This is a genomic window from Pseudomonas sp. UC 17F4, assembly GCF_900101695.1.
Taxonomy (GTDB): Bacteria; Pseudomonadota; Gammaproteobacteria; order Pseudomonadales; family Pseudomonadaceae; genus Aquipseudomonas.
Map to the genome: position 1 here is coordinate 4,554,527 of NZ_FNKV01000001.1, position 16,699 is coordinate 4,571,225.

The following is a 16,699-nucleotide window of genomic DNA, read 5'->3' on the forward strand; positions in this document are numbered from 1 at the left end:
TCGCTAGGTTGCGTGCTCCGCTTTCAGAGGAGAATGCGATGAAGCGATCCAGCACTGTCCTGTGCCTTGGCATGTTTTCGTTGATCAGCGCCTGCCAGGCCCGCCCAATGAGCCACACGCCAGCGACCCTGGGTTTCGAGGACGCCCTGAATCTGGCTATCAGCGCCCGGCAAGCCTGTGCTCATCAAGGCTTTGCCGTGGCTGTCAGCGTGGTCGACCGCCAGGCCCAGCCGCTGGTGTTGCTGGTGTCCGACGACGCCTTTGCCCACTCCCGTCAGACCAGCGAACGCAAGGCGCGCACCGCCGCCTCGCGGCGAGCGTCAACGTCCACCATCGCTAACGCCAACGACCACGAACAGAGCCTGAGCCTGGCCTTCCACGCCATCGGTCTGACCACCTTGAGTGGCGGCGTGCCAGTGTTGCTCGATAACCAGGTGATCGGCGCAGTTGGCATAGCCGGGGCGCCGGGGCAGAATGCCCTGGGCCAGGACTTCGACAGCCTTTGTGCCGAAGCCGGCATCAAGGCAATTGGGGCGCAATGGACGGTCAACACGGAAACCGGACAATGATTGAGATACTTCTGGTCGAAGACGACCGCACCCTGGCCGGTTCGTTGGCCGACTACCTGAGCGAAGTCGGCTTTGACATCGATTTTGCCTTCAATGGCCAAACCTGCCTGGAGCGCACCCTGCAGCAGCGCTATGACGCCATTGTCATGGACGTGACCATGCCCGGGCTCGATGGTCTGCGCGCCTGCAAGGCATTGCGCAAGCGCCAGGACCAGACGCCAATCCTGTTTCTTACTGCACGCGATGCCCTGGCCGACAAGCTCGACGGCTATGAGGCCGGCGCCGATGACTACCTGATCAAGCCGTTCGAGCCCCAGGAGCTGGTGTGCCGCCTGCATGCGCTGCTGCGTCGCGGCAAACTGCCTTCCCACGCCGAACAGCTACAGTGCGGCGAGCTGCTGATCGACCTCAAGCGTCAGATGGTTTACCGCCAAGGTATCGCCATCGAGCTACAGGAAGTGCCGATCCGCCTGCTTTCACTGCTGGCCGAAGCAGCGCCTGACGCCGTCAGTCGCAAGAAACTGGAAAATGCCCTGTGGCCTGACGAGTTGCCCGAGAGTGACCCGCTACGCAGCCATATCTATCGCCTGCGCCAGGCCCTGGACCGGCCATTCGAGCGTGAGCTGGTCAAAACCGTTCACGGAAAAGGTTATCGCCTTGCTATTCCCGACTAGATCGTTCTTCGCCCGCGCGCTCTATACCCTGCTGCCCTTTACGGTGATCGTCGCCGTGCTTTACAGCCTGCTGGTCTGGACTTCGATCACAGTCACAGAAGACCATATCGTCAACAGTTACCTGGATCGTGAGGTGGCGCGCTTTCAGCAAAACCATGCAAGCGCCCCGGACCAAGCCCAGTTGCCCGCCACCAGCTACCTGCACAGTTACTGGGGCAACGACAAAAGCCTGCCGGATGCCTATCGCGAACTGCCGTTGGGGCGCCATGAACTGGACGATGAACGTACCCACGTACAGGTCATCTACCTGCCAACGGCCGGACAGAACCTCTACATCGAACTGGACGAGTCGCAGCTCAGCTCCCTGGATCGACATGCCAACATGTTGTTCAGTATCCTTTGGGGAGTGGCTGGGCTGGTGATCATTGCCGGCGCGCTGTTGGCGGTCATCGGTGCCCGCCACCTCGCCGCACCGGTCACGCAATTGGCCGATGCCGTAAGTCGGGGTTGGCAGCCGGACACTCAACTGCCCGGACATGAACGCCACGATGAAGTCGGCACCCTCAGCCGCGCGCTGTCGCAGTTGGTTGAACGCCTGCACTGTGCGCTTGAGCGTGAACGCGCCTTTACCCGCCACACCAGTCACGAACTGCGCACGCCACTGGCAGTGATGCGCAACAGCCTGGCGGTCTTGCGCCTGACCGGCTGCAGCGAAGAAAAACGCGCGCGCAACCTGGCCCGCCTTGAGCAGGCCAGCGGCGAGATGGAAACCATGGTGCAGCTGTTCCTCTATCTGGGCCGCGAAGATGAACGCATGCCAGCGCAGGCCGTGGCCTTGCGAGCGTTGCTGGAAGCGTGCGAGCACAAACACGCCGGGTTGATCGCCAGCAAGCACCAAGCCGTCGTCATGCACGTCGACCCGCGCCTGTGCATCGAAGCGCCCCCCAGTGTCTTGCAAGTGCTGGTCAACAACCTGATTGGCAATGCCCTGCAGCATGGCGCGCGCTACCTGTACATCGAAGCCGAGGCCAGTCACCTGCAGTTGGTCAACGGCCTGGGTGACGAACACACTGCGTTGTCGGGTTTCGGCTATGGCCTGGATATTGTGCAACGCCTTTGCGCCTATTGCGGCTGGCGCCTGAGCACCCGGCGCGAAGACGATCGCTTTATTGCTAGGGTGGACTTTCACCGCGCCTGATCAGCAGCGAGTGCCCTGACCGGCCAAAGCCTGTCTATGATGGGCTCGAACTGTTCACCTCAAGGACTGCCCGAATGAGCCATACCTTGCGCCTGTGTATAGCTTTAATGCTGACCTTCACCCTGAACGCCTGCGCCCTGTTGCAGCCCCGCGACCCGGTGAACATCAGCGTGATCGGCATCGAGCCCCTGCCCGGCCAGGACCTGGAACTGCGCATGGCGGTGAAGATCCGTGTGCAGAACCCCAACGAAACCGCAATCGACTACAACGGCATCGCCCTCAACCTTGAGGTCAATGGCCAGCCGCTGGCGGCCGGTGTCAGCGATCGCAGTGGCAGCATCGGGCGTTTCAGCGAGCAGGTACTGGTAGTGCCGGTGAGCATCACCGCGTTCTCGGTGCTGCGCCAGGCCGTGGGCCTGAGCCAGGTGCGCAGCCTCGATGGCCTGCCGTACACGGTGCGCGGCAAACTGGCCGGTGGCGCCTTCGGGACCCGGCGCTTCAGTGACAGCGGCCGGCTCAACCTGCCACAGCCAGCCAAAGCCACCTGGTGATGGCGTGATGGGCCCGGGGGCTTACTTGGCTGCGGCCATCAGCTTGTTGACTTCACTGCGGACCATGTTGGCGTACTCGGGCGGCGACATGCCGTCCAGCTCTGCCCGCACCCATTCGGCCCACTTGCCCTTGCGCCGCGGCTTTTCGGCGATGATTCGCGCCGCATCGGCCTTGGCCTTGCCCAGGTTGGTCTGCCAGAGCTCGAACAGGCGTGCTTTCTCGTCCTCGATCTGCGCCCGTTCGGCGAAGCTCTTGTTGGCCAGATTGAAACTCATGAGGGGTGTCCTGCCGCTAGAAAATAGGCGCTATCTTACACTGTAGCCGCCGATGCCCGGCAAACCGCTGCAACTTTCAGCGCCCGCCGGCATCCACTGTTCAATGCCCATCAACTGACGAGGAAGCACCCATGGCCAGGAAAACCACCGTGCAAAGCGATGCCGAGCAAATCAAGGACCAGGCGTTCAGTGAGCTGCAGGCGTTGATCGAGGAGTCGGAAAAACTGCTCAGCGAAAGCGCCGCGCTGGTTGGCGAAGAAGCCGAAACCCTGCGCGCCCAGGTCGGACTGAAACTGAAACAGGCCCGCGACGCGGTCACTGGCGTGCGCAGCAAGGCGCAGCCGGTGGTCGAGGCCACCCAGGACTACATCGGCGGCCATCCGTGGCAGACGGTGGCGATTTCGGCAGGCTTTGGCCTGGTGGTCGGTTTGCTGCTGGGGCGCAGGCCATAAACGCATCGCAGGTCCTGCTCGCTCCTGTAAGAGCAGGCAGGACCTGCGATGAACTCAACGCAAACTCAACGGCTGCACCAGCCCACAGGCAATCGCCATGCCCACCAGCGCCGGCAAATGCTCGGCCTGCATGCGCTTCATGACCCGCGAGCGATAGAGGTCGACGGTCTTCACGCTGACCTGCAACTGCTCGGCAATTTCCCGATTGGTAAAACCCCGCACCAACGGCAGGAACACATCGCGCTCACGGGGCGTGAGGCTGTCGATGCGCGCCTGCACCGCTTCCAGCGGCCCGGCATGACGCGCCTGGCCAAGGGCGGCCTGAACGCTGTCGAGCAGTAGTTGGTCGTTGTAGGGTTTCTCGATGAAATCGCAGGCCCCGGCCTTGAAGGCGCGCACCACGATCGGCACATCGGCATGGCCGCTGACGAAGATTACCGGCAAATCGATGCCGCGGGCGCGCAGCGCTTCCTGCACGCTCAAACCGCCCATGCCCGGCATGCGCACATCCAGCAGCACGCACGCCGGCCGATGGCTGTCGCAAGCGTCAAGAAAGGCCTGGCCACTGGTGAACGGCAGCGCCTGCAAGCCCACCGACTCGAGCAACCACAGGGTCGAATCGAGCATGCCCTGGTCATCGTCGACCACATACACCCGCGGTTCCTGCATATCACTCCCCACTGTTGGCCACCGGCGCCAGCCGGCAGCACAAGATCAATCCGCCCGCCTCACCAGGCTGGGCCTGCAAGGTGCCACCAAAACCTTCGATGATACTGCGGCTCATGCTCAAGCCCAGCCCCAGGCCGTCCGCCTTGCTGGTGTTGAACGGCGTGAAGATACCGTCCAGGCGCTCGGCCGCCACCCCCGGGCCCTGGTCGCTGACGCGGATCGCCAGCCAACCGGCCTCAAGCTTGGCGCTGAGCAGGATACCCGAGGCCCGGCCGTTGTGCTGTTCGCGATTGGCATCGATGGCGTTGCGCAACAGGTTGAGCAGTACCTGTTCGAGCAGCACCCGGTCGGCGTACACCGCGGGCAGCCCGGCGACCACGCGCTGCTCGATGCTCACCTGGTCGCGGCTGGCTTCCCAGTCGCACAGGCGCACCGCTTCGGCCACGACATCGGCAATCGCCAGGGCCTGCAAGCGCCGCGGTTCCTTGCGCAGGAAGGCGCGCAAGCGCTTGATCACCTCGGCGGCATGGGTCGCCTGTTCGTTGATGCGCTGCAAGCCCTGGGCGACCCGTTGCGCCGCCTGTGGGTCGCGCTCAACAGCTTGCAGGTAGCGCAGGCTGGCGCTGGCGTAATTGACCACCGCCGCCAGCGGCTGGTTGATTTCATGGGCGATCCCCGAGGCCAGTTCACCGAGGGTGATCAGCCGGGCGCTGTGGGCCAGTTCGTCCTGATGGCGGCGCTGCTGGTTTTCGCGCAGTTCCCGCTCGGTCATGTCGCGGGCCACCAGCGAGTAGTAGCGCTCGCCACCGGCAGCGCGATGGGCCAGCAGCACCAGCGATACCGGGAACGCCGCGCCGCCCTGATGCGGCACCAGCCGCGCCTCGGCCTGCCACACGCCCTGCTGCTCGGCGCGCTGCCAGCCTTCGCTGTGCAGGCGTTGCTGCAGCGCTGGGTCGAGCAAGGCCTGCAAGCCGGGCAGCGGCTCGACCTCCTGCAGCCCCAGGGCCCGGCGCGCCGAACGGTTGAGGTAGCTGAGGCGGCCGTCGCGGTCGCTGAACAGCACCAGGTCAGTGTTGGCTTCGACCACCTCGGCCAGGCGCCGGCGGTTTTCCTGGGCCTCGATGCGCACGCTGATGTCGCGCGAGACGCTGACAATTTCCACCACCGCGCCAGTGTAGGTTTCGCGGATGGCGCGGCTGGCGATCTCGAACCAAAGGTAACGGCCATCACGGTGGCGCACCCGCCAGGTCATGGTCTGGTAGCCGTCCTGCTCCAGCGCCTGGGACGCCTGCAACAGCGCTTGCCGGCGATCCTGCGGGTGAAACAGCGACTGCACCGGCACCCCGCGCAGCTCCTCTGGCCAGTAACCGAGCAGGCGCAAGGCGGCAGGCGAAGCATCGATAAAGCGGCCATCGGGCGTGTGCCGGGAAATCAGGTCGGTGGTGTTCTCGGTGATCAACCGGTACAGGCGCCGGGCCTGGCTGGCGTCGCGCTCGCCCTGGCGCTCCGGGGTGGCGTCGCGGCAACGCGCCAGCACTTGCTGGCCGGCGTCATCGGGGATGAAGGTCCAGAGCAGAATCTGCCCGGCCACCTGCGCCTCGACCTCGCTGATCGCCCGCCCCTGCTCCAGGCAAGCGCGTACCAGGGCCCGGTAGTTGCTCGGTAGCCAGCGCTCGACGTCACGCTCGGGGCCCATCAAGGCCTGCAAGGCTGGATTGCTGGTCAGCAGACGAGCCTCGGCATCCAGCAACAGGCTCGGTTGCGGGTCCTTGGCCAGCAGCAGGGAAAACGAAGTATCCAAAAACGGTGCCTCTGGGCTTTTATAGTATTTATACCATATTGCTATAGTCTATCTTCCAGCTACCATAGCCATTCGCGTAAAACTTGCGACAGCGGAAGGGCCTGCCCTTCACGACACCTGAACAGAGCTAACAATCAGCCATCGGGGGTTTCAGTTCGCCAATGGGCGGCTGCCTCCTGCACAGGACGACCTCATGTCGATTTTCTCCCAGGGCCTGGCGCCCGCCCCTGTCAATCATGTTGCCTTGAGCCCCTTGAGTTTCATCGAGCGTACCGCCGCCGTCTATGGCCAGTACCCGGCAGTGATTCATGGCGCGATCCGCCGTAACTGGCAACAGACCTATGAACGTTCGCGCCGCCTGGCCAGCGCCCTGGCCGGGCGCGGTATCGGCCAGGGCGATACGGTGGCGGTGATGCTGCCGAACATTCCGGCCATGCTTGAAGCGCACTTTGGCGTGCCGATGATCGGCGCCGTGCTCAACGCCCTCAACGTGCGCCTGGATGCCGAAGCGATTGCCTTCATGCTCGAGCACGGCGAAGCCAAGGTGCTGATCACTGACCGCGAATTTCACAAGGTCATCGAAGCGGCCCTGGCGCTGATGAAATACCCGCCGCTGGTGATCGATGTCGATGACCCGGAATACGGCGAAGGCCAGGCGGTCAGCGACCTCGACTACGAGGCGTTTCTGGCTGAAGGCGACCCCGAGTTCGCCTGGCACTGGCCCGAGGACGAATGGCAGGCGATCTCGCTGAACTACACCTCCGGTACCACCGGCAATCCCAAGGGCGTGGTCTACCACCACCGCGGCGCCTACCTCAATGCCCTGGGCAACCAGATGACCTGGGCCATGGGCAACCATCCGGTGTACCTGTGGACGTTGCCGATGTTCCACTGCAACGGCTGGTGCTACCCCTGGACCGTCACCGCCCTGGCCGGCACTCATGTGTTCCTGCGCCGGGTCGACCCGCAGAAGATTCTTACCCTGATCCGCGAGCACCAGGTCAGCCACCTGTGCGGCGCGCCGATCGTGCTCAATGCGCTGATCAACATGCCCGAGTCGGCCAAGGCAGCGATCGATCACCCGGTCAATGCCATGGTTGCCGGTGCGGCGCCACCGGCCAAGGTCATTGGTGCGGTGGAAGAAATGGGCATCAAAGTCACCCACGTCTATGGCCTGACCGAAGTCTATGGCCCGGTGACCGTCTGCGCCTGGCACGCCGAGTGGGATGAGCAACCGCTGGCTGAACGGGCGCGGATCAAATCGCGCCAGGGCGTGCGTTACCCGACCCTCGAAGGCCTGATGGTCGCCGACCCGCAAACCCTGGAGCCGGTGCAACGCGACGGCAACACCCTGGGCGAGATCTTCATGCGCGGCAACACGGTAATGAAGGGCTACCTGAAAAACCCCGAAGCCACCAGCGAGGCCTTCCGGGGTGGCTGGTTCCACACCGGCGACCTGGCCGTTTGGCATGCCGACGGTTACGTCGAGATCAAGGACCGGCTCAAGGACATCATCATTTCCGGTGGCGAGAACATCTCTACCATTGAAGTCGAAGACACCCTGTACAAACACCCGGCAGTCCTCGAAGCCGCCGTGGTCGCCCGCCCGGATGAAAAGTGGGGTGAAACCCCTTGCGCCTACATCACCCTCAAGGCCGGCTGCGAGGCCACCCGCGAAGCCGAGATCATCGCCTTTTGCCGCGAGCACCTGGCCGGCTTCAAGCTACCGAAGACCGTGGTATTCAGCGAGTTGCCGAAGACCTCCACCGGCAAGATCCAGAAGTACCTGTTGCGCGACTGGGCCAAGGCGCTCTGACCCCCTTTGACAGCGAGAACTGCCATGCCTGAATTCAATGCTCCCCTGCGCGACATGCGCTTTGTCCTTCATGAAGTGTTCCATGGCCCGGCGCTGTGGGCGCGCCTGCCGACCCTGGCCGAGCGGGTCGATGCCGACACCGCCGATGCCATCCTCGAAGAGGCGGCAAAAATCACCAGCCAGCTGATTGCCCCGCTCAACCGCAGCGGCGATGAACAGGGCGTGGCCTTCGAGGCCGGTGGCGTGCGCACCCCGGACGGCTTTCGCCAGGCCTGGCAAACCTACCGCGACGGTGGCTGGGTGGGCCTGGCCGGTAATCCTGAGTTTGGCGGCCTGGGCATGCCGAAGATGCTCGCGGTGCAGTTCGAAGAAATGCTCTATGCCGCCAACTGCAGCTTCAGCCTGTACTCGGCCCTGAGCGCCGGCTGCTGCCTGGCGATCGACGCCCACGCCAGCGAAGCACTCAAGGCCAGTTACCTGCCGGCGCTGTACAGCGGCCAATGGGCCGGCACCATGTGCCTGACCGAACCCCATGCCGGCACTGACCTGGGGATCATTCGCAGCAAGGCCGAGCCCCAGGCCGATGGCAGCTACAAGGTCAGCGGCACCAAAATTTTCATCACCGGCGGCGACCAGGACCTGACCGAGAACATCATCCACCTGGTGCTGGCCAAGCTGCCGAATGCGCCGGCCGGGCCCAAGGGCATCTCGCTGTTCCTGGTGCCCAAGCGCCTGGTCAATGCCGACGGCAGCCTGGGCGCCAGCAACGCGGTGAGCTGCGGTTCGCTCGAGCACAAAATGGGCATCAAGGCCTCGGCCACCTGCGTGATGAACTTCGACGGCGCCAGCGGCTACCTGATCGGTGAACCCAATCGCGGCCTGGCGGCGATGTTCACGATGATGAATTACGAGCGCCTGTCGATTGGCATCCAGGGCATTGGCTGCGCCGAGGCCTCGTACCAGAATGCCGCCCGCTACGCCCGTGAGCGCCTGCAAAGCCGCGCGGCCAGCGGCGCCCAGAACAAGCAGCAGATTGCCGACCCGATCATCGTCCACCCGGATGTGCGGCGCATGTTGCTGACCATGCGCGCCCTCACCGAAGGCGGGCGCGCCTTCGCCACCTATGTCGGCCAGCAACTGGATATCGCCAAGTACGCCGAAGACGCCGATGAACGCAACGCGGCGCAACGCCAGGTGGCCTTGCTTACGCCGGTGGCCAAGGCCTTTTTCACCGACAACGGCCTGGAAAGCTGCGTGCTCGGCCAGCAGGTGTTCGGCGGCCACGGCTACATTCGCGAATGGGGCCAGGAGCAACTGGTGCGGGATGTGCGCATCGCGCAGATCTACGAAGGCACCAACGGTATCCAGGCCCTGGACCTGCTCGGGCGCAAGGTGGTGGCCGATGGCGGCCAGGCGCTGGCGGCCTTTGCCGCGCAGATTCGCCAGTTCAGCGAAAGCGAACCGCCGTTTCGTCAACCATTGCTCGAGGCCCTGGCCCGGCTTGAAAACATCAGCCAGTGGCTGTGCGAGCAAGCGCGCCACGACCCGAATGCCATCGGCGCGGCCTCTGTGGAGTACCTGCAGCTGTTCGGCTACGTTGCCTACGCCTACATGTGGTCACGCATGGCTGCGGTCGCCCGCGATGCGCTGGTTCAGGACCCTGCCTTCTACGGTGCCAAGTTGGCCAGCGCCGGGTTCTTTTTCGAACGCCTGCTGCCACGCACCCTGTCGCTGCACGCGAGCATTCGCGCCGGCAGTGCTTCATTGTTCGAGCTGGATGCCGCGCAGTTCTGAAAACAACCTGCGCCGCTGCTCAGTGGCGCAGGCCTACCTTTCGTCTGTGATTTTGTAGGTAATCATTGTCAGATCCGCGGTTTTACGGGGTTTTGACGGTAAAAAATCTTACAACTGATAGTCATTCGCCATTATCTCGGTTCTCGCCCGCCTACCCTGCAAGGTAGAATGGACAAAACCGGGAGTTTCAATGAACCACACCAGTCTCAGCGACGCCGAACACGATGCCATCACCGATGCCGCCGCACAGTGGTGCCTGCGCCTGCAAGCTGAAGACTGTACCGCCGCCGAGCGACGCGCGTTCGAGCAATGGCTGAAAGCCCACCCGCTGCACCTGCAGGAATATCAGGCGATGGTCGAGATCTGGCAAACCGCCGATCACTTGCCACGCAGTTTCCCGGACAACGTCGTAGCGCTGCCTCGACCGCAGCGCAGCCAATGGCAACGGTTGGCCAGCGCCGCAGCCATCGCCCTGGTCGCCCTGCCAGCCGGCGCCTGGATCGGTTGGGAACAAGGCTGGCTGCCCAATAGATACCAGTCCCTGGAGACCGGCGAGCGGGTCAATCGCGTAGTGCTCAGTGATGGCAGTGAAGTCGAACTCAACCTCAATACCGAACTGCGCTTCACCAACTACAAGGATGAGCGCCGGGTAACCCTGGTCAGGGGCGAGGCGTTCTTCAAGGTCCGTCACGACAGCCAGCACCCGTTCGTGGTGCACGCGGCCAATGGCTGGACGCGGGTCACCGGCACCCAGTTCAACGTGTGGAAGTACGATGACCAGGTCAAAGTCACCCTGGTCGAAGGCTCGGTGCTGGTCAGCAGTGACGGCAACGCCAGCGACAGCAGCTATCGTCTTGGCCCGGGCATGCAGGCCAGCTACAAGGCCGGCGACTATGAGCCACGTCTGGACCAGACCGCCAACCAGGACAACAGCCTGGCCTGGCGTACGGGCAAGCTGATCCTCGACAACCAGAGCCTGGCCCAGGCCCTGCCGATGATCAACCGCTACCTGGAAAAACCGCTGCTGCTGGCCGATACCGGTACCGGCAGCATCCGCATCAGCGGCATCTACAACACCAGCGAGATCAAGCGCCTGGTCAGCACCCTGCCCAAGGTGCTGCCGGTGTACCTGACCCAGAACAAGAACGGCAACATGGTGCTCAACCGCATCTCGCCGCCGCCCGCCAAAGGCTGAGCCTTGCGCTCAGCCCTCGCCCTGCCCTAGAGCATCATCGCCGCCAGCCAACCGAATGCCAGCAACGGCAGGTTGTAGTGGATGAAAGTCGGTACAACCGTGTCCCAGATATGATGATGCTGGCCGTCGACGTTCAGGCCCGAGGTCGGCCCCAGGGTCGAGTCCGAGGCAGGTGATCCGGCATCGCCCAGAGCACCGGCGGTACCGACGATGCACACCGTGGCCACAGGATCAAAGCCCAGCTGTACGCACAGCGGCACGAAGATCGCTGCCAGGATCGGCACGGTGGAGAACGACGAGCCGATGCCCATGGTCACCAGCAGGCCCACCAGCAGCATCAGCAGTGCGCCGACGCCCTTGCTGTGGTTGATCCAGGACGCCGAGGTCTCGACCAGGGTCTTGACCTCACCGGTGGCCTTCATCACCTCGGCAAAGCCCGAAGCGGCGATCATGATGAAGCCGATCATGGCCATCATCTTCATGCCTTCGGTAAACAGGTCGTCGGTGTCTTTCCAGCGCACGATGCCCGACACCGAGAAGATCAGAAAGCCGGCCATGGCACCGATAATCATCGAGTCCAGCCACAGCTGGATGATGAACGCCGCCGCAATGGCAAAGCCCGCCACCAGCAGGGTCAGCGGGTTGTAGCTGACCGCCACCTGCTCGACCTGTTCGATTTTCTCCAGGTTGTACACACGCTTTTTGCGGTAGCTGATGAACACCGCCACCAGCAAGCCGAAGAGCATGCCCGCAGCCGGGATGGCCATGGCATGGGTAACGTTGACGCCGCTGACATCCACACCGCTGCGGCTGACGTTGGCCAGAAGGATTTCATTGAGAAAGATATTGCCGAAACCCACTGGCAGGAACATGTACGGGGTGATCAGGCCGAAGGTCATCACACAGGCCACCAGGCGCCGGTCGATCTGCAGCTTGGTCAGCACGTACAGCAGGGGCGGCACCAGCAACGGAATGAAGGCAATGTGGATGGGCAGGATGTTCTGCGAGGAAATCGCCACCACCAGCAGCAGGCCGATCAGTAACCACTTGACCTTGCCGCCTTCGCCATGGCCTTGGCGATCGACCATGGCCAGGGCGCGGTCGGCCAGGGCGTGGGCCATGCCCGACTTGGCGATGGCCACGGCGAAGGCGCCGAGCAAGGCGTACGACAACGCCACCGTAGCACCGCCACCCAGCCCGCCATTGAACGCCTTGAGCGTGCCTTCGATGCCCAGGCCACCCACCAGGCCACCGGCCAGGGCGCCGATGATCAGGGCAATCACCACATGCACACGGGACAGGCTCAATATCAGCATGATGCCGACCGCGGCAATTACTGCATTCATTCTGTAACCTCTAGAAACCAGACAAAAAGCGACCGATCCGGCGACAGACTGCCCGCGAGCAGTGGCCGAACGACAGGTATTTTTATGGGAGGGCGCACACTTTGAAGCAGCCCCCCGCACTTGTCAAAAAAAGGCCTTGGCGACCTGCGACAACGTGTCGCTTGAATAGACGAAAACGACGCATTTCAATTGAACGTTTGAATAAAGAAAACGGCATCGCGGCCGACATAGTCGGCAGCCTCAATCTTTCAGGATCAAAGGACTTCGCCATGTCGTTCAGACAACTTTCCATTCAGTGGAAGATCACCCTGCTGGCCGGCCTGTGCCTGGCCGGCATCGTCACCCTGCTGGTGGGACTCTCGCTGTATCGCATGGAGCACAGCACGCAACTGGTCAAGGCCAGCAGCATGCAGATGCTCACCGAAGCGGCCCAGGGGCGCATTGAATCCCAGGGTGAAGTCCAGGCACTGAACATCCGTCGCCAGTTCATGGACGCCTACCAGTACGGCGCCGGCTTCTCGCGCCAGGTGCTGTTTTTGCGCGAGCAGGCCGAAAAACGCTTCCTCGATGCCTTCGACCTGCGCGAAGACATGACCCGCCAGGTGCGCGCGGCCCTGCAGGCCAACCCCGAGCTGCTCGGCCTGTCGCTGGTGTTCGAGCCCAACGCGCTGGACAACAAGGACGCGTTGTTCGTCGACCAGAAAGACCTGGGCAGCAACGAGAAAGGCCGCTTCGCCCTGTACTGGTCGCAACCGACCCCGGGCCAGCTGACCTCGATGGCGCTGCCCGAACGCGACATGAATGACACCAGCATCGGCCCCAGCGGCGAGCCGGCCAACACCTGGTCGGTATGCCCGCGCACCACCGGCAAGGTCTGTGTGATCGAGCCCTACTTCTATGAGATCAACGGCCAGCAGGTGCTGATGACCAGCATCGTGTTCCCGCTGAAGGCGGCCGACAAAGTCATCGCCACCCTGTCCATCGACATCAATCTCAACAGCCTGCAGGCCATGAGCCAACAGGCCAGCCGCAACCTCTACCAGGGCCAGACCCAGGTCGGCATCCTCAGCCCCGTGGGCCTGCTGGCCGGCTACAGCCCGGACGCCAGCAAGCTGGCCCAGCGCTTTGACCAGGTCGATAGCGAAAAAGGCGCCGAACTGATCCGCCTGCTCGGCGACAGCACGCCGCTGCACAGCATCCACCACAATCAGCGCCTGAAAGTGCTGGCCTCGTTTGCGCCAATACCTGGCGGCAAGCCCTGGGGCGTGCTGCTCGACGTGCCGGAAAGCGCCCTGACCGGCCCGGCCGAAGCCCTCAAGCAAGAGCTCGACCAGCGCAACACCAGCGGCACCCTGATGGAATTGGGCCTGGGCCTGCTGGCGGCCATCGTCGGCTTGTTGCTGATCTGGTTGATGGCGCGCACCGTGACCCGGCCGATCCTTGGCGTGGCGGCGATGCTCAAGGACATCGCCAGCGGCGAAGGCGACCTGACCCGGCGCCTGACCTACGACAAGCGCGACGAACTGGGCGAACTGGCCGGCTGGTTCAACCGTTTTCTCGACAAGCTGCAACCGACCATTGCCGAGGTCAAGCGCTCGGTCCAGGCCGCCCGCGATACCGCCGACCAGTCTTCGGCCATCGCCACCCAGACCAGCGCCGGCATGGAGCAGCAGTATCGCCAGGTCGACCAGGTGGCCACCGCTTCCCATGAGATGAGCGCCACCGCCCAGGACGTCGCCCGCAGCGCTGCGCAAGCCGCCCAGGCCGCCCGCGACGCCGACCAGGCGACCCGCCAGGGCCTGGCGGTGATCGACCGTACCACCAGCAGCATCGACACCCTGGCTGCCGACATGAGCACCGCCATGAGCCAGGTCGAGGGCCTGGCCGAGAACAGCGAGAAGATCGGTTCGGTGCTGGAAGTAATCCGCTCGATTGCCGAGCAGACCAACCTGCTGGCCCTCAACGCCGCCATCGAGGCCGCGCGTGCCGGTGAAGCCGGCCGTGGTTTTGCCGTGGTTGCCGACGAGGTGCGCAACCTGGCGCGCCGGACCCAGGAGTCGGTAGAAGAAACCCGCCAGGTCATCGAACAGCTGCAAGCCGGTACCCGCGACGTGGTCGGCGCCATGGACAGCAGCCATCGCCAGGCCCAGGGCAGCGTCGAACAGGTCGGCCAGGCAGTCACCGCCCTGCAGCAGATCGGCAATGCGGTCACGGTGATCAGCGACATGAACCTGCAGATCGCCAGCGCCGCCGAAGAACAGAGCGCGGTGGCCGAAGAAATCAACAGCAACGTGGCGACCATTCGTGATGTCACCGAATCGCTGTCGGAACAGGCCAACGAATCGGCGCGGGTCAGCCAGTCGCTCAACAGCCTGGCCAACCAGCAGCAGGGGCTGATGGATCAGTTCCGGGTGTGAAAACTTCACGGGGCAAGCCTGCTCCTATTCATCTGTAGGAGCGGGCTTGCCCCGCGATCGGTCTACTACACTTGCCGGACTCCCTACCCTGCGAGCGAGGCACAATGAAGCCGATCACCACCTTGCTGGCCAGCGCCTTCCTGGCGCTGGGCCTGGTCACCTCAAGCGACGCCGCCGATAAATCCACGCCCATTCGCTTTGGCGACATCACCTGGGAAAGCGGCAGCCTCACCACCGAAATCCTGCGGCTGATTGTCGAAAAAGGCTACGGCTACCCCACCGATACCCTGCCCGGCAGCACCGTGAGCATGGAAGTGGCGCTGGCGCGCAACGACATCCAGGTCATCGGTGAGGAATGGGCCGGCCGCAGCCCGGCCTGGATCAAGGCCGAGCAGGCCGGCCAGGTGTTCAGCATCGGCGATACGGTGAAGAACGCCGATGAGGGCTGGTATGTGCCGGCCTACGTGATCAAGGATCTGGCGCCAAAGCTGCGCTCGGTGGCCGACCTCAAACAGTACAAGGCCGTGTTCAAGGACCCTGAGTCCCCCGACAAGGGCCGCTTCCTCAACAGCCCCAGCGGCTGGACCTCCGAGACCGTCAACAGCCAGAAGCTCAAGGCCTACGGGCTGGACCAGGACTACGTGAACTTTCGCAGTGGCTCGGGCGCGGCGCTCGATGCTGAAATCACCTCGGCGATCCGCCGCGGCAAGCCTGTGTTGTTCTACTACTGGAGCCCTACCCCGCTGATGGGCCGCTACGAACTGGTGCGCCTGGAAGAACCCGCTTTCGATGCCCAGGCCTGGAAGACCCTGACCGATGCCAGCAACCCCAACCCACAAGGCACGCGCTCACTGCCGGCGAAATTGTCGATTGGTGTTTCGGCGCCATTCAAAAAGGACTATCCCGAACTGGTCGAGTTCTTCGCCAAGGTCGACCTGCCCATCGATACCCTGAACAAGACCCTGGCGCAGATGAGCGAAAAGCGCGAGTCACCCAAGGATGCCGCGCTCAGGTTCATGCGCGATTACCCTGGTATCTGGAAAGCCTGGCTACCCGCCGAAGTGGCGAGCAAGGTCGAGGCAGGCCTGTGAGTGGAGGTTTTCCCGAAGCGCTGCACTACTCCTTTGCCGATGCCGTTAACCGTTTTGTCGATTGGTTGGTGCTGGCTTACGGCGACCAGCTGCGCAACGTTTCCGATGGCTTGCTGCAGGTGCTGGTTGGCCTCGAGAACCTGCTGCGCCTGGCGCCCTGGTGGCTGTTGCTGGTGATTGTCGCGCTGATGACCTGGCACGCCAGCCGCAGCATCACCCGCGCCCTGGTGCTCAGCGGCCTGTTGTTTCTGATCGGCGTGGTCGGCCTGTGGGACAAGCTCCTGCAGACCTGCGCACTGGTGCTGGTGAGCACCGGCCTGTGCGTATTGATCGGCGTCCCGCTCGGCATCCTCCTGGCCAGCCGACCGTTGGCGCGCAAGCTGCTGATGCCGGTGCTCGATGTCATGCAAACGCTGCCCAGCTTCGTCTACCTGATCCCGGTGCTGATGCTGTTCGGCCTGGGCAAGGTACCGGCGATCTTCGCCACCTTGATCTACGCCCTGCCGCCGTTGATCCGCCTGACCGAACTGGGCCTGAGCCAGATCGACCCGAGCCTGACCCAGGCGGCCCACGGCCTGGGCGCCAGTCGCTGGCAGCGGCTGCGGCGGGTGCAACTGCCGCTGGCGCTGCCGAGCATCATGGCCGGGCTCAACCAGTCGGTGATGATGGCGCTGTCGATGGTGGTGGTCGCTTCGATGATTGGTGCGCGCGGCTTGGGCGAGGATGTGCTGGCAGGAATTCAGACGCTCAATGTCGGCAAGGGTGTGGAGGCCGGGTTGGCGATTGTGGCGCTGGCGATGGTGATCGACCGGATCAGTCAGGCGTATGGGCAACCGCGGCGGGGCTAGCG

At 63.6% G+C, this 16,699-nt stretch carries 15 protein-coding genes and 1 pseudogene; 12 read left to right on the forward strand and 4 right to left on the reverse strand.

What is annotated here, in order from left to right:
• Positions 1 to 38: 38 nt before the first annotated feature.
• From BLR26_RS20710 to BLR26_RS20725, 4 genes are all read left to right on the forward strand, one after another.
• Positions 39 to 569 carry a GlcG/HbpS family heme-binding protein gene (locus BLR26_RS20710; protein WP_093385019.1) on the forward strand — a complete coding sequence of 177 codons (531 nt, stop codon included), beginning with the start codon at positions 39 to 41 and terminating at the stop codon, positions 567 to 569.
• Positions 566 to 1,243: a response regulator transcription factor gene (locus BLR26_RS20715; RefSeq protein ID WP_256326751.1), complete on the forward strand. Its 678-nt coding sequence runs from the start codon at positions 566 to 568 to the stop codon at positions 1,241 to 1,243. The genes BLR26_RS20710 and BLR26_RS20715 overlap by 4 nt, the downstream gene beginning before the upstream one ends.
• A complete protein-coding gene (locus BLR26_RS20720; RefSeq protein ID WP_143013299.1) occupies positions 1,227 to 2,441 on the forward strand; it encodes a sensor histidine kinase in 1,215 nt (404 codons plus the stop codon). The genes BLR26_RS20715 and BLR26_RS20720 overlap by 17 nt, the downstream gene beginning before the upstream one ends.
• A 74-nt stretch (positions 2,442 to 2,515) precedes the next feature.
• Positions 2,516 to 2,992: an LEA/WHy family protein gene (locus BLR26_RS20725; protein ID WP_093385027.1), complete on the forward strand. Its 477-nt coding sequence runs from the start codon at positions 2,516 to 2,518 to the stop codon at positions 2,990 to 2,992.
• Between the two features lie 21 nt (positions 2,993 to 3,013).
• Here the strand turns inward: BLR26_RS20725 and BLR26_RS20730 are convergent, their stop codons facing one another.
• Positions 3,014 to 3,268: a hypothetical protein gene (locus tag BLR26_RS20730; RefSeq protein WP_045201352.1), complete on the reverse strand. Its 255-nt coding sequence runs from the start codon at positions 3,266 to 3,268 to the stop codon at positions 3,014 to 3,016.
• A 131-nt stretch (positions 3,269 to 3,399) separates the two neighbouring features.
• Between BLR26_RS20730 and BLR26_RS20735 the strand changes: the two genes are divergently transcribed.
• A complete protein-coding gene (locus tag BLR26_RS20735) occupies positions 3,400 to 3,720 on the forward strand; it encodes an ElaB/YgaM/YqjD family protein (protein ID WP_045201351.1) in 321 nt (106 codons plus the stop codon).
• Between the two features lie 54 nt (positions 3,721 to 3,774).
• Here BLR26_RS20735 and BLR26_RS20740 read toward each other — a convergent pair whose 3' ends face one another.
• Complete coding sequence (locus tag BLR26_RS20740; RefSeq protein ID WP_093385032.1) at positions 3,775 to 4,389, reverse strand: response regulator transcription factor; 615 nt, start codon at positions 4,387 to 4,389, stop codon at positions 3,775 to 3,777.
• A 1-nt stretch (position 4,390) separates the two neighbouring features.
• Positions 4,391 to 6,190, reverse strand: coding sequence for a PAS domain-containing sensor histidine kinase (locus tag BLR26_RS20745; RefSeq protein WP_283817137.1), 1,800 nt, complete (start codon positions 6,188 to 6,190; stop codon positions 4,391 to 4,393).
• Positions 6,191 to 6,383: 193 nt separating this feature from the next.
• Between BLR26_RS20745 and BLR26_RS20750 the strand changes: the two genes are divergently transcribed.
• From BLR26_RS20750 to BLR26_RS20760, 3 genes are all read left to right on the forward strand, one after another.
• Positions 6,384 to 8,006 carry an acyl-CoA synthetase gene (locus BLR26_RS20750; protein ID WP_045201348.1) on the forward strand — a complete coding sequence of 541 codons (1,623 nt, stop codon included), beginning with the start codon at positions 6,384 to 6,386 and terminating at the stop codon, positions 8,004 to 8,006.
• Positions 8,007 to 8,030: 24 nt separating this feature from the next.
• Positions 8,031 to 9,800, forward strand: coding sequence for an acyl-CoA dehydrogenase C-terminal domain-containing protein (locus BLR26_RS20755; protein ID WP_093385036.1), 1,770 nt, complete (start codon positions 8,031 to 8,033; stop codon positions 9,798 to 9,800).
• A gap of 190 nt (positions 9,801 to 9,990) precedes the next feature.
• Positions 9,991 to 10,995: a FecR family protein gene (locus tag BLR26_RS20760; RefSeq protein ID WP_093385040.1), complete on the forward strand. Its 1,005-nt coding sequence runs from the start codon at positions 9,991 to 9,993 to the stop codon at positions 10,993 to 10,995.
• A gap of 26 nt (positions 10,996 to 11,021) precedes the next feature.
• Here the strand turns inward: BLR26_RS20760 and BLR26_RS20765 are convergent, their stop codons facing one another.
• On the reverse strand, positions 11,022 to 12,341 hold the full coding sequence (locus tag BLR26_RS20765) for a Na+/H+ antiporter family protein (protein WP_093385043.1): 1,320 nt from the start codon (positions 12,339 to 12,341) through the stop codon (positions 11,022 to 11,024).
• A 590-nt stretch (positions 12,342 to 12,931) separates the two neighbouring features.
• Between BLR26_RS20765 and BLR26_RS27795 the strand changes: the two are divergent.
• The 4 genes and pseudogenes from BLR26_RS27795 to BLR26_RS20780 form a co-directional block, all read left to right on the forward strand.
• Positions 12,932 to 13,900: pseudogene (locus tag BLR26_RS27795) on the forward strand (HAMP domain-containing protein); the annotation flags it as partial.
• 102 nt (positions 13,901 to 14,002) lie between these two features.
• Positions 14,003 to 14,758, forward strand: coding sequence for a methyl-accepting chemotaxis protein (locus tag BLR26_RS27800; protein WP_371128684.1), 756 nt, complete (start codon positions 14,003 to 14,005; stop codon positions 14,756 to 14,758).
• A gap of 104 nt (positions 14,759 to 14,862) precedes the next feature.
• Positions 14,863 to 15,849, forward strand: a complete 987-nt coding sequence (locus BLR26_RS20775; RefSeq protein WP_093385051.1) for an ABC transporter substrate-binding protein — start codon at positions 14,863 to 14,865, stop codon at positions 15,847 to 15,849.
• Positions 15,846 to 16,697, forward strand: a complete 852-nt coding sequence (locus BLR26_RS20780; protein WP_093385054.1) for an ABC transporter permease — start codon at positions 15,846 to 15,848, stop codon at positions 16,695 to 16,697. The genes BLR26_RS20775 and BLR26_RS20780 overlap by 4 nt, the downstream gene beginning before the upstream one ends.
• Positions 16,698 to 16,699: the final 2 nt, after the last annotated feature.

Coding starts and splice junctions, on each gene's coding strand:
- BLR26_RS20710 (WP_093385019.1), top strand. CDS start 39: ATGAAGCGATCCAGCACTGTCCTGTGCCTTGGCATGTTTTCGTTGATC.
- BLR26_RS20715 (WP_256326751.1), top strand. CDS start 566: ATGATTGAGATACTTCTGGTCGAAGACGACCGCACCCTGGCCGGTTCG.
- BLR26_RS20725 (WP_093385027.1), top strand. CDS start 2,516: ATGAGCCATACCTTGCGCCTGTGTATAGCTTTAATGCTGACCTTCACC.
- BLR26_RS20730 (WP_045201352.1), bottom strand. CDS start 3,268: ATGAGTTTCAATCTGGCCAACAAGAGCTTCGCCGAACGGGCGCAGATC.
- BLR26_RS20735 (WP_045201351.1), top strand. CDS start 3,400: ATGGCCAGGAAAACCACCGTGCAAAGCGATGCCGAGCAAATCAAGGAC.
- BLR26_RS20740 (WP_093385032.1), bottom strand. CDS start 4,389: ATGCAGGAACCGCGGGTGTATGTGGTCGACGATGACCAGGGCATGCTC.
- BLR26_RS20750 (WP_045201348.1), top strand. CDS start 6,384: ATGTCGATTTTCTCCCAGGGCCTGGCGCCCGCCCCTGTCAATCATGTT.
- BLR26_RS20755 (WP_093385036.1), top strand. CDS start 8,031: ATGCCTGAATTCAATGCTCCCCTGCGCGACATGCGCTTTGTCCTTCAT.
- BLR26_RS20760 (WP_093385040.1), top strand. CDS start 9,991: ATGAACCACACCAGTCTCAGCGACGCCGAACACGATGCCATCACCGAT.
- BLR26_RS20765 (WP_093385043.1), bottom strand. CDS start 12,341: ATGAATGCAGTAATTGCCGCGGTCGGCATCATGCTGATATTGAGCCTG.
- BLR26_RS27800 (WP_371128684.1), top strand. CDS start 14,003: ATGGAGCAGCAGTATCGCCAGGTCGACCAGGTGGCCACCGCTTCCCAT.
- BLR26_RS20775 (WP_093385051.1), top strand. CDS start 14,863: ATGAAGCCGATCACCACCTTGCTGGCCAGCGCCTTCCTGGCGCTGGGC.